We start from the raw sequence: 15,033 nt of genomic DNA, 5'->3' as shown, positions 1-15,033 counted from the left end.
GGCGTTATGTTAAGTCGTTTCTTTATTCAGAGACCCAAGTTTGCACTGGTGATCTCAATTATTCTCACGCTGGCTGGTGCCATTGCTCTGGCAGTGTTACCCGTTGCGGAATACCCCAAAATTAGCCCACCGTCGGTGAGCGTGACCGCGTATTACACCGGCGCGAGCGCCGAGGTAGTGGAACAGGCGATTGCGGATCCGATCGAGACCTCGGTTAACGGTGTGGAGAACATGATCTACATGTCGTCCAAGAGTGCCAACGATGGTTCTTACAGCCTAAACGTGACCTTTGATGTCGGCACCGATCCAGACATGGCACAGGTGAACGTGCAAAACCGTGTTGCTCAAATTGAGTCAAAGTTGCCGCAAGAAGTACGCATGGTCGGTGTGACAGTGAAAAAACGTTCTCCGGATTTGTTGATGGTACTGAACTTCTATTCGCCCGACGGCAAATATGACGATCAATTCTTAATCAACTACATCAACCTCAACGTTAAAGACCAACTTGCGCGCGTTAAAGGCATCAGTGAAGTAAACGTGATTGGTGGCGGTGAGTACGCGATGCGCGTTTGGCTTGACCCTGAAAAAATGGCCAATCTCAAGCTCACCACCTCGGATGTCTACTCGGCATTAAGCCAGCAAAACGTCCAAGTTGCCGCTGGGCGTATTGGTGCTGCGCCCTACAATAACCCTCAGGAAGTTCAGTTCAACCTAGTCACAAAAGGGCGTTTGGAGAGCGTTAGCGAGTTTGAAAATGTAGTATTGCGAGCCAATTCAGATGGTTCAAGCGTTTATTTAAAAGATGTCGCCAGAGTGGAATTGGGGAAAAAGTTCTACGATGGTAACGGTAAGTTCCGTGGGCGCGATGCGTCGATCGTAGCACTGTCGCTGCAATCTGATGCCAATGCGCTAGAAAGCGGCCAAGCGGTGATGGAGCTGCTTGAACGTTTAAGTGGCAATTTCCCTGAAGGGATGGCGTATGAAACCAGCTACGACACAACGGTGTTTGTGGCGGAATCCATCAAAGGGGTGGTGAAGACCCTGATTGAAGCGATTCTATTGGTGATTGCCGTGACCTACTTGTTCTTGGGGAGCGCACGTGCAACGTTGATACCGGTTGTGGCGATCCCTGTCTCTCTGATCGGAACTTTTGCGGTTATGCTCGCCACAGGCTTCACCATCAACACCGTCACGCTGTTTGGTTTGATCTTGGCCATTGGTATCGTGGTTGATGATGCGATTTTGGTGATCGAAAACGTCGATACGACGATGGCGAAGGATCCAAGTATCTCACCACGCAAAGCCACTTTAATGGCGATGAAAGAGGTGACCGGGCCAATCATTACCTCTACGTTAGTACTGTTGGCGGTTTTCTTGCCAGTGGCGATGCTGCCGGGTATTACCGGCATTATGTACCGCCAGTTCGCGTTGACTATCTGTATCTCGGTGGTGATCTCGTCGATCAACGCCTTGACCTTAGCGCCCGCACTTTGCTCTTTGGTGCTTAAGCAGGGGGGAGAAAACACCGCAAATTGGTTTAAAACCTTCAACCGTGGTCTCGAGCGCGTCACTGAACGTTATGGCCAGGTGGCGGGATTCTTAGTGAAAAAATCACTGTTACTGGTGGCTTTTTTCATGGTTGCTGTCGCTGCGGTGGCGTTCTTTGCCAAAACCACGTCTACCGCTTTTGTACCGCAAGAAGATAAAGGCATCTTGCTGGTCAATGTGCAACTGCCAGACTCTGCTTCTTTGTCTCGCACCGAAGAAGTGACCAATCATCTTCTTAATATGGTGGAGCAAGAGCCGGGAGTGGATGGTGTGACGGTGGCCAATGGCTTTTCGTTTATGACGGGAGCTGCCGCTTCGAATGGCGCTTCACTGTTTATCAAGTTGCACGATTGGGAAATGCGCAACGGGTTAAATGGTAACCACTCGGCGAATGCGATTGCTCAGCGTATTAATGGCCGAGCAGCAATGGAACTGCCACAGGCAGTTGTGTTTGCTATGGGGCCGCCAGCAGTGCCGGGAATGGGCGCCGCTTCAGGATTTGAGTTTGTACTAGAAGATACGCTGGGCCGAAGTCGAACCGATTTAGCGATGGTGATGGGAGAAATGATCCAAGCGGCGAATCAAGCGCCTGAAATTGCCTATACCTTTAGCACGTTTCGAGCGAATGTACCGCATTACTATGTCGATATTGATCGTGAAAAAGCGCAGCAACTAGGCATTCCGCTGTCGTCGATCTTTCAAACGTTACAGGGCAATCTTGGTTCGATGTACGTGAATGATTTCACTATGTTTGGCAAAAACTTCCGGGTGACGATGCAAGCCGATAGTGAACATCGCAGCAGTATGGACGATCTGTCGCGTTTCCACGTTCGTACCTCCTCTGGTGAAATGGTGCCACTCAGTACACTGTTGAGTTATGAACAGGTGTTTGAGCCAGATGTGGCATGGCGTTACAACATGTACCGCAGTGCCATTATTCAAGGCCAACCTGCGCCGGGCTATTCCAGTGGTGATGCCATTGCGGCAATGGAACGCATTGCGGCAGAGCTGCTTCCTCAAGGGTATACCTACGAGTGGACTGGTATGGCGTATCAAGAAGTATTGGCAGGCAACCAAGCGATTTACGCTTTTGCACTGGCGTTAATTTTCATCTACCTGTTCATGGTGGCTCAGTATGAAAGTTGGACCATCCCGTTGGCGATTATTTTGGTGGTACCCGTGGCGACGTTAGGATCATTCCTTGCGCTGAACTTAACCGGGACACCACTGAATCTCTATGCTCAGATAGGTTTGGTTCTGCTCATCGCTCTGGCTGCCAAGAACGCCATCTTGATTGTGGAATTTGCCAAGCAGCAAAGGGAAGAGAAAGAGGTAGCCATCGATGAGGCTGCCGTTCAAGGTGGTAAATTGCGCTTCAGGGCTGTAAACATGACATCTTGGTCGTTTATTCTCGGGATTTTCCCGCTGATTTTCGCGGCAGGCGCTGGTCATGTGAGTCAAAACTCGCTGGGCATCTCCCTTGTTGGCGGCTTGCTGTGTGTGTTATTGGCCGGTACCTTCCTGATCCCTGGTTTCTATGCGTTAGTGCAAAGAAAGCGGGAGCAAGCACACGGAGGCAGCACCAAGCTCATTCCATTGGATGATGAATAGTGCGAAGAATCTTCTCTTCTGACAGATAGTAAAATGCCCCAACTGAGTTGGGGCATTTTTTATAAGCATGAATGCTATTAACGTTGACGAGTTTTAAACTGAGCGACCGCATTGTCCATCGAATGCGCTTGTTCGGAGACAAGGTCAACTTCTCTCAAACACTCTTGTGCTGAGTGCATGTTGTTTTCCGAAATGGTGTTCAGCTCGGTAATGGAGCCGCTTACTTGGCCCATAACCACACCTTGCTCTTCAATGGCTGAAGCGATGCGTTCAGAGTTGGCCTGAATATTGGTCATATCATTGATGATCTGGCGCAGGCTTGAATCAAGCTGTTCAGAAGCATGTAGGGTTTCTTGGCCTTGTTCATTACATTGGTCGATATCCGACACCACTTTAGCCATTTGAGATTGGATCGCTGAGACCACCTTCGTGATCTCTTCTGTTGACTGATGGGTGCGGCTGGCTAGAGCACGAACTTCATCCGCAACCACGGCAAAGCCTCGGCCTTGTTCTCCCGCACGCGCTGCTTCGATTGCCGCATTCAGCGCCAATAGGTTAGTTTGCTCTGCGATGCCTTGAATGATCTCGACCGCGCCGCCAATTTTTTCGACATGGCCATTCAATGAACCAATCGACTGTTGACTGTTGGCTAAGATGCCCGTCAATTGATCGATGTTTTTCACGGTCGACTCCACGACGTTACGGCCAGATTCCGCATTCTTCGCCGCTTGTTGTACACCTTCCACCGCAATATTGGTGCTTTCAGAAATCTCACCAATGGTTGCCACCATTTCTTGAACAGAAGTGGCCATCGTGCTGGTGTGATCCGCTTGAACGTGGAACTGCTCGATCACGCCTTCAAGCTCAGTGTGCATATTATTAGTGCTGCTGGTGAGCTGAGACGATTTTTCTTGGGAGCTGAAAATCAGCTGTTCGATTTTTTCCAACAAAGTATTCAGTTGTTGGCCAATCATCGTCAACTCATCGTTTCCTTTCAGCTCGCTTCGTAAACCAATGTTGTTGGTTTCAGAAATGGCTTTAATCGTGGTGGCAAGGGCATGGACTTGATTGTTAATCGAGCGAGAAATTTGCAAGATAACAATCACCAGCAGCGCCAGCAAACCGAGCGTGATGATCTGTTTTACCACACCCATTTCTTCTTCTTGAGTGGCATTGGCTTCATTTAGTGCTTTAGAAAACGATTTAAACTGCTCTTCAACTTGGTGGGAGAGATTGCGAACATCGCCCAGCAAACCTTTGTTGTAAGCGACACCAATAACCACACGCTGATTCACCACCTCTTTAGCGGCGCGAGTCAATGTTTGTGTGTTGCTAAGACCGGCAAGGAGGTTCTCTTGCAGATCCCCTTTGAGCGTCGCACTATTAAACTCGATGAGTTTCAATAATTGGTCGGCATCGGCATTCTGTTTCACGGCGTCCAGAGCAGTAACGTAGCTGGCGAGCAAACCTTGCTCGTTAGAAAGCCCTAAGGTTTGAGAAGCGGCAACAAGGGTCTGGAAGCCTTTCTGGTACTTGAGTAAGTCTTGTCTAAACTGGGCGCTGGATGGAAGGTCATTGGCGTCCAAAATGGCTTCCAACTGCTTTTCAGTGTTCACAAATATGTCGACGTTTTTATCAAACGAGCTGAGATATTTTGCGTCGCTTCGCAATAAGAAATCTTTTTCGTTTCGACGTAGGTTGAGGAGACGAATTTCCAAGTCACCGACCAATTTAATGGCCTGCTGTAATTGGTTGGATTTATCCACAAAGTGGTTTGAGGTGAATAGAAGGGTAATGATACCGAGAATGGCTATTGCACCTAACGCATAGAGCTTCTGCTTGATAGTCATACTTAACACCTTTGATATGTAAGCAGTATATGATTTGGCGAGATTATACAGCGCTCACTTAAATTGACTAAATTATTAATAACTTTATTTGCACCTAGCTCTAGTTTTTTATCTTTATAACCCACTGTTAAATGGTTAGTTTTAATTTTGAGACAGTCCCAATACAGCGCCATTACCAAATACTAACCTTAATAGTGCATTTTTCCTTTTTGTTCACTTTTGTCTCTTTCAAAGGCCAATTTTTCATTAACTTTCTACGTACGGATTCCTAAAGACTCTTATAAGTGTAGAATCGTTTAATCAAAAATCACGAAATAAGACAGAATTAACCTCATGAGTGAAATCCCTTTTAACGGCTACACCGGCTTTATTTTTGATATGGATGGCACCTTAATTGACACTATGCCGGCACATCTTATCGCTTGGAAAAAAACAGCAGAGCATTTTCAGTTTCCGTTTGAACAGCAGTGGATCCACAGCTTGGGAGGCATGCCGAGTTTTAAAATAGCCGCAGAGATTAATAAAAAGTACGGTTTATCGCTGGTAGCAATGGATGTTTCTCAATTCAAAATGGCAGCTTTTGCGGTATTGGATGAGCACGGAGACGCGATCGAATCTACACACCGAGTCTTAGAAAAGTATTTGGGTCAAAAGAAAATGGCAGTGGGAACGGGCAGCCAAAGAGAGAGTGCGATTCGTCTGCTGGCCAAAGCCAACTTACTTGATAAATTGGATGCGCTCGTCAGTGCCACAGAGGTGCAGAATCACAAACCGCATCCAGATACCTTTTTGTTGGCGGCGCAGCAATTGGGGCTGCCTGCACATGAGTGTGTCGTTTTCGAAGACACCGAGCTTGGAAAGCAAGCCGCTCATGCCGCGAAAATGGACTGCGTGATGGTGGAAAATGGTGAGCTGGTGTTCTATCCGGTGAACTAAAAGTGCTTTGCAGCGAAAAACCACAATGCCACCTGTTGGTGGCATTGTGGTTTATGGTTTTGTATGCGTTTGGTGTTATTGGATTTCCAATAACTCAACATCAAAGATCAACACACTGGCTGGTGGAATTGGACCAGAGCCGCCTTTGCCATAACCTAAAGTGCTAGGGATAAAGAGGCGGACTTTCTCACCTTCAACCATATATTGAAGGCCTTCTTGCCAGCCTTTGATGACTTGGTTGAGATTAAAACTGATTGGCGAACCGCGCTCAACAGAGCTGTCGAATACGGTTCCATCCGTAAGCATGCCATGATAATGGACTTTAACTTTACTGCTCGCGGTAGGGTGCTTGTCGCCGTGACCTTTTTCTAATATTTGGTACTGCAGGCCACTTTCGGTGGTGATCACACCTTCTTTTTTACTGTTTTCTAGCAAGAATGCTTGGCCTTTTTCAAAGTTCACTTCTGCTGCTTTATGATTGTTCCAAGTGCGATAAATCATAAAAACCGCAAGCACTAGAATGATCAGGGGTAGGATTAATTTAGACACGTAATACCTCTATTCCGTTAAGGTTTGCTAAGCAAAAATTTGATGGTGTTACCGATTTCTTCCGCATTTTGGTGTGCAGAAGTGATGACTTGGTATTTACCGTTGACGATGAAAGTCGGTACTGAGTTGATTTGTGCGACCTGCGAAATCTCATCTGCGTTTTGGAACAACTCAAACATTTTTTCTTGCTGTGCTTTTTCAAGCTGGTATGGGCTTACCAAACCACGTTTCTCAAAAGCGGCTTCGAGCGCTTGCTGTTTTTCCACCCCAGACACTTCCGGCCCCATTTGGACTGCGGCAAAAAGCTCATTCATAAAGTCATGATTTGGGATGTCATTTAGCTGCATCACAGCGGTGTAGAAGATGAAGGCACTGATTTGGGCGCTGTCATTGAAAGTCACATGCAGTTTGCCAAACGTTTTGCCCGTTTGTTCTTGCAACTGGGGAATCACACTTTCCATTGTGCGGCAGTGGCCACAAGTCAGTGAGAAGACTTCGGTCACCTCAGGTAGCTGGTAACTTGTTAGAGATTTCGCCAAGGTTTTGTACTGAACGCCTTCAGTGGGTTGGTTATTGTCACTACAAGCGGCTAACGCCAGCGCAGCAAGCAAAAGCAGTGAGATGTGCTTAATTCGGTTTAGCATAATCAACTCAAAATAGTAGAAAATAGACCTAAGTTTAACGGCTTAGCGGCAAGGCGAAAACCGATAATTTTTGATAACTTGCACTTTGAAACAATATCTCAAAGCTCTGGCGATGCTTTGGCAAGCAATCGCGATGAAAACCGAAGAAAAACCTAAAGATTTTGCTAACTGGTCGATACTATACAAGAGGACTAGTTAGAGCTTTTTGGGTTGTGCTGATGAAAAAACAAAGTTTGTTTGCATGTGTATTGTTGTCTGGGTGTGCGAATTTGATCGTACCGCCAAACATGCTCGATGTCGCACCGAAAACCAATGAGGAGTTGGTTTATCCTGAATGGGGTGGTGAAGAGGTTTCTTCTCCACCGCCTCAAATGATGCAAGCACAGAAGCCTCAGGTACAGTCAGACTCTTTACAATCGTTTCTGCAACGTAATGCGATTCAATACCAAATCTTACCTGGTGATCACATCATGATTCATCTTACGGAGACGATTCATTTCAAAACTGGTTCTGCGGAAGTTTCCCCTGTATCTGCTCGATGGATAGGGCTGTTAGGCAACTATCTGAATCAGAGAAGCGATGTGGATATTGTGATTGATGGCCATGCCGATAGCACGGGGACGACAGGTTTCAACAATTCTCTTTCTGAGCGTAGAGCAGAAGAGGTGAAAAAGCAGTTGTTGATGTCGAGAGTACCGGAATCCAGAGTCTATACTCGGGGTTATGGTGAATACCTTCCAGCCTGCAGTAACACCTCAATCAACGGACGCAAGTGCAACAGACGTGTCGAACTAATGCTGATTGTAACCAAATAACACAGCAGCAATACGAGCAAAAATAAGACGAAAAAAAATGGCAAAAGGCACTTAACGTGCCTTTTTTAATATGCGCCTTGGGCAAAATAAACGCTTAAGGGAAAGTTTTCTCTAAGTACGCCACGATATCACTCGATTCATACATCCAACGTGTTTGACCGTTTTCTTCAATTCTTAAACAAGGCACTTTGATTTTTCCACCGCCTTGCTCCAGTTCACGACGATGCTGTGCATCGTTTTTGGCATCACGCAGCTCGATAGTAACGGATTGTCGTTTCATCGCTCTGCGTACTTTGACGCAAAAAGGGCAGGCGGCAAATTGATAAAGTGCGTAGTGCGTTGCCTGCTCATCGACTTTGCTTTGTGCTTCAGGTGAGCGTTTGAGGCCTTTTGGCGAGAAGAGCGTGTCCACTAAAAGAATGAGTTTACCGAGAAACCAACGAATTAACTGCATGATAGACTTCCGTAATGTTTAAGTGGCGAAAGTCTATCAGGCTTTAAGATGTTATAAAACCGGGTGTTTTATGAGGATAAATGGTTAAGAAATCTCTGCCATAGTCTCGGTTTACCCTGTTGGCGTTGATAGAGTGCTTTGCCTTGGTAGAAACTCTGCATCAACTCACTACGAATCACATCGGCGTCTACAGCGAGAAAAGGAGCCGCGTGTTGCGCCGTTTCTGCTGCGTGATCATTGGCAAGGCTGAAATCCATCTTGAGACGGCCTTGAACGAAAATCCACAAGGTGGAAATCATCAGCAGGTCTTGCAACACCACATCGTTAAACTTGTCGCTGGATTGTGCGCCTAGTGAAGTTTGCAAAACGTCTTTCATGACCAAACGACTTTCCTTGTCAGAAACAAATTGAGCCAGTATCTCAATATGGCTTTTAGTGAGAAGCCCGAGTAAATGGAGCGTGGTTGGCGTTTCGGGTTTGTTTTCACATACTCGTTGAAACAAGGCATTCTGCGCGTCGCAAAATCGTGCCAATGCATCTGGGTTGTTGTTGACGTACTCCAACGTGAATACGCCAGCCTCTGCCAGCGCGTCCTTTAACTCACTCATTGCTTTGCAGTACCTGCCAATCGACTTGTTGATGGAACGAATCGCCATCTATAAACACAGAGTTTCCGCTGATCATGACAGACAGCGAGCTGCCACGTTGTAATTGATTGGCGAGTTGTTCAATGGCATCGGCATCAAATTGGCAAACAGAAACGGGTAACTGCTGAAATTTGCCTTTGTGCTTTTCCCACCAAACGGAAGACTTCTGATTAAAGCTATAAACAAACACGGATTTAGCTTGGCGAGTGGCTTTTTTAATTCTATCGGCCTCAGGCTCACCGACGTCAATCCACACTGCGATCGAATCGTCGAGCTCTTTTTTCCACACGTCTGGTTCCTCAATCGTGGATAGACCTTTGGTGAAAACAAGCTCTGGTTGGGCATGCAGGCAAAACGCGAGCAATCGGGCCGCGAGGCGTTCGACTTTTTCTGATGGATGCAGCGCGGTGGTGATAGACAAGGTATCGAAGTGATCGCGATTGATATCAGTGAGATTGATGCGGAATTTGTAGATGGTGGGTTTAAGAGCCATGGTTTCAGTTACTTATCTCTAGCCATAAAAATAGCCAGCACTATGGCTGGCTACCGTAAAAATGTCCAGTCTAATTAAAGCAGTGTGATCTCTTCTGCTTGAGGACCTTTTTGGCCTTGAGAGATGACGAAAGAAACTTTCTGACCTTCAGCAAGAGTGCGGAAGCCATCACCTTTGATAGCAGAGAAGTGTGCAAAAACGTCCGGGCCGTTTTCTTGCTTGATGAAGCCAAAGCCTTTAGTTTCGTTAAACCATTTTACGGTGCCGGTTACTGTGTTAGACATGTGTAAATCCTATCTCTTTAAAAAACTATTGAGTCGGGTTAGCGACTAGTATTGCTTGTAGAAAAAACTCTATTGTGTCGCACACCGAGGGTTTATATGTAATCCAGCGAAATGTGTAAAACAAAGACTTTCTTTCCCACCAGACAAGAGTCTAGGAGATCGGTTGCAGGAGTCAACGACTCACGCTAGGGAAAGTTAGAATCTTTGTAGCGAATCACTGTTTTGTTTCCAATTAATTAGTCTTTTTACAAAATAACGCAGCGTAAAACAGAGGCTTATTATATTTGTTGGGTTGGTTTGCGATATTTTGCAAAATCTTTGCCTGTCTCATCGGGCCAGTAAATGAAAATATGGCCCCTGTTTAAGTGTGTTTTTTAAGAGCGGGGAATTGACAGTGATGATATTTTGCCTTTCAATAGCGCGACTTTATAAAAGTCTCACCATTTATTTGAGGTAACGATGAAAAAGAAACAAGAATATCTCGCAGAAGTCAGTGTAGACACTGAAATCGGGCGAGGAACCATTAACGATAATGCATTAAAAGCATTAGTGACCAGCCAGCTATTTCGAACCCGTGTGGTCAAAGCGAAAAAAGGCAAAGGCAGCTTCCAACGAAAAGCGAAGCACAGAGGCAAAGAGCCCTATTCAAAGTTGATAAGAGAATCAGTTTTGAATAGGGCTCTTTCTTTATCGGCGCTTAGTGTTCAATTTTTGGTGAGTAAATCGCGTACGCGGTGATTTGTCCGGCCACAATCGCAGAAAACATGAACAGCGCTGAGAGACCAATACTTGGGATTGGTAGAATTGACTGCTCAAACACCGATTGGCTGGCGCTGATCAATACCCGGCTGCCAGGGACCAAAATAATAATGCCTTGTACGATATAGATAGAGCCAGTCAGCTCCATTTTCTTTGCCAACCAAGTGCCGTAAAGGGTAATTAGCACCGTGGTCACCCAAGTGCCTACCACCCAGCCACTTTCAAAACCAAGGTAGAACGGTCCCCACATGCCCAGCATGGCAACAGGTAAGCCAAGTAAGATGTCTATTGGGCGCGCATTAAACAAAATGCCGAGTGAAATTGACAGCAAAAATAGACCGAAGATATGCATCCAAAATGGCACTTCATTGGTGTAGGAAATCGACTCCGCTTGTCCCCATATCGCTTCACCGATATTCAGCCCCATGACAATACCCACAAACAGCTTAATTAAGGTGAGCGCACTTTGGCCAAGTAAACTGGTGCCGGAAATTAAATCGTTAAAAGCCAAACATTCCAAAGAGTTAGCAATGGATAGGCCAGGAACAAACAAGATAACCGAGGCGACACACAGTGCCCAGACGGGGATCGGCAATCCACTATTGGCTAAGTACGCGACACAAATACCAGTAAGTAGGGCAGAGAAAAATTCGACTGCAATAGAACGACGAGAATGGAACACTTGCTGGCAAAGCCATACCAGCAGCCCTAGCAAAAACGCAATTCCCACCGCTTCTAATGTGCTGCCCACCAACATTAAATAGGCCGGTGGTATGCCCATGTTTGCCATCGCAATCACCCATTTGGAATAGCCAACGGGTTCAGGGACAGGTTCATGGCTGGGTTGGTTAATGCGAATAATGGTATTTGCCAGCAAACTTAAGTTGATGGATGCTGGTTTTAGGCGTTTCATGACGACGGTGTTGTTTTCATCAGAAAACTGATAGTTAATCGCGGTTGGCGTCGCCTGAATCATGACATCCACATCATGTTTTTTCGCATAATATTGAGCGTACTTTTCTACTTTGTAAGGCGCACAGCCACTACGATGTAGAGTATCTCCAATTTCAACGATTTTATTAATTCGGTACTGCGTTGGCATGTTAAATTGTGAAACGATCAAAAGTGGCGATAAAGTAGCAGAGACGTTAACACTTAGCGAGATCTTTAGCTCGTTTTTGTCATAAAATAATTTATAAAAATCTCTATTGCTTAGAGTTATTGTTCTATCAATAATTAAAAATTCTAACGTTAACGATATCACTACAAACTCTAGAACAACGTTTATAATTGACATGTCGCTTAATTATTTTAATGGCTTAGTTGTACTGACCATATGAATTTGGCGTGTTCATCAATGAAAAATAGCGGACGAGAATTTCTCCTCCTGACAAGGCGCACTCACTTAAAACAATGATGAAAAAATCCGCAATATTACTGCTTGCGTTCAGCTTAATTGGCCTGTTTTCCATTTTTGTTAGCGCTAAAGAGCAAGAAAGAAAAACGCTTCGAGTCGCCAATTCCAAGGCTTGGAAGCCGTTCTCTTATCTAGCAGAAGATGGGAGCCCTAGAGGCATCTTGATTGATCTCTGGAAGTTGTACGGCGAGCAAAACGGTGTCGACATTGAGTTTTTGCTTGTGGATTGGAATGACTCGTTAACCGCGGTGGAAGAAGGCAAGGCAGACGTGCATGCTGGGATGTTGTGGTCTGAGCCAAGAGAGCTAAGGTTTGATTTCGCTGAACCTATTATGACGATCAATACTCAGCTCTATCTAAGTCAAAGGATCATCACTACTGATCTCAATTTTTTTCTATCTGGAGACGGTAATCGAGGTGTGGGTGTGGTGGAAGGGGGTTATGAAGAGTACTTTGTTCAAACTCATTTCCCTAAGTTACCGCTGGTTAGGTTCAAGAATAACCGCTTGATGATGGAGGCGGCGTTTCGAGAAGAAATCGATGCTTTTGTTGCCGATCTCCAAGTCGCAAATTTTTATATCTACACCACTGCTCAAACCGTCACTTTTATTCCTGCGCTTTATCTCTATTCCGGTGAGATTCGCCCAGCGGTAGCAGAGGGGAGTGCACTGCTTTCGACCATTAACGCCGGTTTTAAGGTGGTGGGGGAAGAATTGATAGAGCGAACGATCACCAGTTGGATCACGGTACAAACCGTCTACCCGAAATTTTTGTTCCCTTCGATACTTGCTCTTTTTGGGCTGACTTCCCTTGCTTACATCATCGTGCTGAAGCGAGCCGTCAAAGCAAGAACCCGCGAATTGCAGTTGGCAAATGAAAACTTGCTGCAACTCTCACAACAAGACTACTTAACCCAAATCAGTAATCGCCGTCACTTCATGGAGCAATTGAAAAACCTTTCACCTGAAGCCGTTTCGGTTTCAGTACTGATTTTTGATATTGATGACTTTAAACGAATCAACGACAGCTATGGTCATGCGACGGGCGATCTGGTGATTCAAAATGTGGCGACGCAGGTGGATGAAACGTTGCCGAGTGACGCGCTTTACGCTCGTATTGGTGGCGAAGAGTTTGCCATTGTCGCGTTTGGTTTGGCGTTTACTGATGCACAAGCACTGGCTAAAAAGGTGTGCCATGTGGTCGAGAAGCTCACATTTAATAACGTTCCCGAAGGCGTGACTATCAGCTTGGGCTGTGCGTATTACCCGTTTTCCAATGGCCATATCGACCTAGGGATGGCTGATAAGTTGATGTATCAAGCTAAGCGGCTTGGCAAAAATCAGGCGTGCGTTGCTCGATTATTTGACTGAGTGCACGCAATTTGAGCATCTAGGAAAGAAGTTGGTGCTGAATTAACCGATTGAACTTATTAGGGCTTTTCTTTTATCTAAGTTGTGGCATAGTAGACCCCGTCCTCACGATGCGCGGGCATCGTATAATGGCTATTACCTCAGCCTTCCAAGCTGATGATGCGGGTTCGATTCCCGCTGCCCGCTCCAATTCTCTGATTCAAAATCAATAACTTAATCTGAATTTCTTAGCTAAGCTAACAGCGTTACTGTTCGATTTTACGATCCATCTTGCTACAGAATTTTGCTCATCCGTTTCATCTCATCACGTTGTTCCTACTCTTCTGTTTTTCAGTCTATCGGTTTGCTATTTCTGGGTGCGATTTGTTTGCTTGGAAGTTATGTGTCAGAAAAAGTGACAGAAACGCAGCTCTGCCACTTTCAAATGCATTTACTATTTAACCATTAAACGCACGGGCGATACGCCCAGAGCTTGAGATGGCGTAAGTCTTGACGTACGCCGGAATAAAGGCCGATTGCCCTTTGCTCAATGTTAGGGTTTCACCGTTCGAGGCCACTAAGGTCAAATCGGCATCAATGGCCATGAGTATCTCGGCGCTCGACATTGTCATGGGTTGATTCTCTGGCTTTGACAGTATCGAAAACTGGAAGTCCTTTACTGGCACGGGAAAGTGATGCTCACAACCGACAATGTGCGCGTGGGTGAGCAAGCTCTCTAAGGGTTTGGAGACAAAATCGGTGCATTTCACCAACTCTTCCACATCCATATGTTTGGACGTTAGACCAGCGCGTAAAACGTTGTCGGAGTTTGCCATGATCTCAAGCCCGGTGCCTTTAATGTAGGCATGAGGTGTCCTTGCGTTTAAGAACATTGCCTCTCCGGGTTTGAGTGTTATCACGTTCAGGAGCAACGGTGCGAACAAGCCCACATCATTGGGATATTGCTCGGCCAGTTCAATGATCAGCCGGCAAGTGGGTTGTTGTTGATTGAGTGAGGCATACGTAACCAGCTGATCGAGCGCGTTTTGTTTACGAAGCTCGCTCATCGAGAGCAGCTCGATAAAAAAGCGTCGTAAGCCAGCTTCATTGGTGTTTTGCTCAAACTGCTCGAGATACGTGTTGATCTCCGGGATGTGACATTGGCGAAATCCCACAAGGATCTCCTCGAAAGGTCGGAAGCCGTTCATCGCTTGATAGTCGGTGAGGGCGTAGACCAACTCGGGCTTGTGGTTGGCGTCTTTGTAGTTGCGCCAAGCGGCATCCAGTGGAATGCCCAATTGCTCTTCTCTTGCAAAACCAGTTTGCGCATCGCGTTTACTCGGATGAACTTGAATGGAGAGGGCGCGCTCTGCTGAAAGGATCTTAAACAGAAACGGCAAATCCCCATATTGCTTCGCGGTTGGCTCAGACAGAAAGGCGACTTGGTCGTGCTGGATCAACTCGGCGAGCGAAAGTGAAACATTGCTTCCTTTAATGCTCGAGCAGCCATTGGGGTGCGTGCCCATCCAAACTTCGGCTTGCGGGCGATGATCGTCGTTGGCAAAGCCAAACAAATCGTGAATAGCAGAGCGGCTTCCCCAGTCGTAGTTTTGGATCTTATTGTCCATTTTGAAGAAGCATTTTGATGAAATTATGTTCAAATTCATGAATTTTACC

General features: G+C 46.1%; 14 protein-coding genes and 1 tRNA gene. 6 read left to right on the top strand and 9 right to left on the bottom strand.

The features are described from left to right. The first annotated feature begins 6 nt into the window (after positions 1 to 6). Entirely contained in the window at positions 7 to 3,159 is a 3,153-nt protein-coding gene (gene vmeZ, locus PQQ36_RS02985) for a multidrug efflux RND transporter permease subunit VmeZ (protein ID WP_072603790.1), read from the top strand. 77 nt (positions 3,160 to 3,236) lie between these two features. Here the strand turns inward: vmeZ and PQQ36_RS02980 are convergent, their stop codons facing one another. Further along, positions 3,237 to 5,009, bottom strand: a complete 1,773-nt coding sequence (locus tag PQQ36_RS02980; RefSeq protein ID WP_026130893.1) for a methyl-accepting chemotaxis protein — start codon at positions 5,007 to 5,009, stop codon at positions 3,237 to 3,239. A 333-nt stretch (positions 5,010 to 5,342) separates the two neighbouring features. Between PQQ36_RS02980 and PQQ36_RS02975 the strand changes: the two genes are divergently transcribed. Beyond that, positions 5,343 to 5,945, top strand: a complete 603-nt coding sequence (locus PQQ36_RS02975) for a beta-phosphoglucomutase family hydrolase (protein WP_225470327.1) — start codon at positions 5,343 to 5,345, stop codon at positions 5,943 to 5,945. 75 nt (positions 5,946 to 6,020) lie between these two features. Here the strand turns inward: PQQ36_RS02975 and PQQ36_RS02970 are convergent, their stop codons facing one another. After that, positions 6,021 to 6,494, bottom strand: a complete 474-nt coding sequence (locus PQQ36_RS02970) for an FKBP-type peptidyl-prolyl cis-trans isomerase (protein WP_061058015.1) — start codon at positions 6,492 to 6,494, stop codon at positions 6,021 to 6,023. A gap of 17 nt (positions 6,495 to 6,511) precedes the next feature. Beyond that, positions 6,512 to 7,138 carry a thiol:disulfide interchange protein DsbA/DsbL gene (locus PQQ36_RS02965; protein ID WP_225470326.1) on the bottom strand — a complete coding sequence of 209 codons (627 nt, stop codon included), beginning with the start codon at positions 7,136 to 7,138 and terminating at the stop codon, positions 6,512 to 6,514. Between the two features lie 218 nt (positions 7,139 to 7,356). Between PQQ36_RS02965 and PQQ36_RS02960 the strand changes: the two genes are divergently transcribed. Beyond that, positions 7,357 to 7,953, top strand: a complete 597-nt coding sequence (locus PQQ36_RS02960) for an OmpA family protein (protein ID WP_225470325.1) — start codon at positions 7,357 to 7,359, stop codon at positions 7,951 to 7,953. A gap of 94 nt (positions 7,954 to 8,047) precedes the next feature. Here PQQ36_RS02960 and PQQ36_RS02955 read toward each other — a convergent pair whose 3' ends face one another. The 4 genes from PQQ36_RS02955 to PQQ36_RS02940 all read right to left on the bottom strand — a co-directional run bounded on the left by PQQ36_RS02955 (position 8,048) and on the right by PQQ36_RS02940 (position 9,831). Next, positions 8,048 to 8,407: a glutaredoxin family protein gene (locus PQQ36_RS02955; protein ID WP_015728076.1), complete on the bottom strand. Its 360-nt coding sequence runs from the start codon at positions 8,405 to 8,407 to the stop codon at positions 8,048 to 8,050. A 68-nt stretch (positions 8,408 to 8,475) separates the two neighbouring features. Then, on the bottom strand, positions 8,476 to 9,015 hold the full coding sequence (locus PQQ36_RS02950; RefSeq protein WP_225470324.1) for a hypothetical protein: 540 nt from the start codon (positions 9,013 to 9,015) through the stop codon (positions 8,476 to 8,478). After that, positions 9,008 to 9,547 carry a YaeQ family protein gene (locus PQQ36_RS02945; RefSeq protein ID WP_011081468.1) on the bottom strand — a complete coding sequence of 180 codons (540 nt, stop codon included), beginning with the start codon at positions 9,545 to 9,547 and terminating at the stop codon, positions 9,008 to 9,010. The genes PQQ36_RS02950 and PQQ36_RS02945 overlap by 8 nt, the downstream gene beginning before the upstream one ends. A 74-nt stretch (positions 9,548 to 9,621) precedes the next feature. Further along, positions 9,622 to 9,831, bottom strand: a complete 210-nt coding sequence (locus PQQ36_RS02940; RefSeq protein WP_011081467.1) for a cold-shock protein — start codon at positions 9,829 to 9,831, stop codon at positions 9,622 to 9,624. 459 nt (positions 9,832 to 10,290) lie between these two features. Here PQQ36_RS02940 and PQQ36_RS02935 point away from each other — a divergent pair, with 459 nt between their 5' ends. Beyond that, positions 10,291 to 10,569, top strand: coding sequence for an alternative ribosome-rescue factor A (locus PQQ36_RS02935; RefSeq protein ID WP_011081466.1), 279 nt, complete (start codon positions 10,291 to 10,293; stop codon positions 10,567 to 10,569). Here PQQ36_RS02935 and PQQ36_RS02930 read toward each other — a convergent pair. After that, positions 10,529 to 11,692 (bottom strand): threonine/serine exporter family protein, encoded by a 1,164-nt coding sequence (locus PQQ36_RS02930; protein WP_072615662.1) that lies wholly within the window; start codon positions 11,690 to 11,692, stop codon positions 10,529 to 10,531. The genes PQQ36_RS02935 and PQQ36_RS02930 overlap by 41 nt on opposite strands. Positions 11,693 to 12,003: 311 nt before the next feature. Here PQQ36_RS02930 and PQQ36_RS02925 point away from each other — a divergent pair, with 311 nt between their 5' ends. Then, entirely contained in the window at positions 12,004 to 13,377 is a 1,374-nt protein-coding gene (locus PQQ36_RS02925) for a transporter substrate-binding domain-containing diguanylate cyclase (protein ID WP_058645627.1), read from the top strand. A gap of 114 nt (positions 13,378 to 13,491) precedes the next feature. Continuing rightward, positions 13,492 to 13,566, top strand: a tRNA-Gly gene (locus PQQ36_RS02920). A gap of 248 nt (positions 13,567 to 13,814) precedes the next feature. Here the strand turns inward: PQQ36_RS02920 and manA are convergent. Beyond that, positions 13,815 to 15,023 (bottom strand): mannose-6-phosphate isomerase, class I, encoded by a 1,209-nt coding sequence (gene manA / locus PQQ36_RS02915; RefSeq protein ID WP_182291672.1) that lies wholly within the window; start codon positions 15,021 to 15,023, stop codon positions 13,815 to 13,817. Positions 15,024 to 15,033 lie beyond the last annotated feature (10 nt).

The sequence above is a fragment of the Vibrio sp. CCUG 15886 genome (genome assembly GCF_028570825.1).
Classification (GTDB): Bacteria; Pseudomonadota; Gammaproteobacteria; order Enterobacterales; family Vibrionaceae; genus Vibrio; species Vibrio vulnificus_B.
The sequence above is the reverse complement of the archived record's forward strand: the minus strand, read 5'-3'. Positions and strand labels throughout refer to the sequence as shown.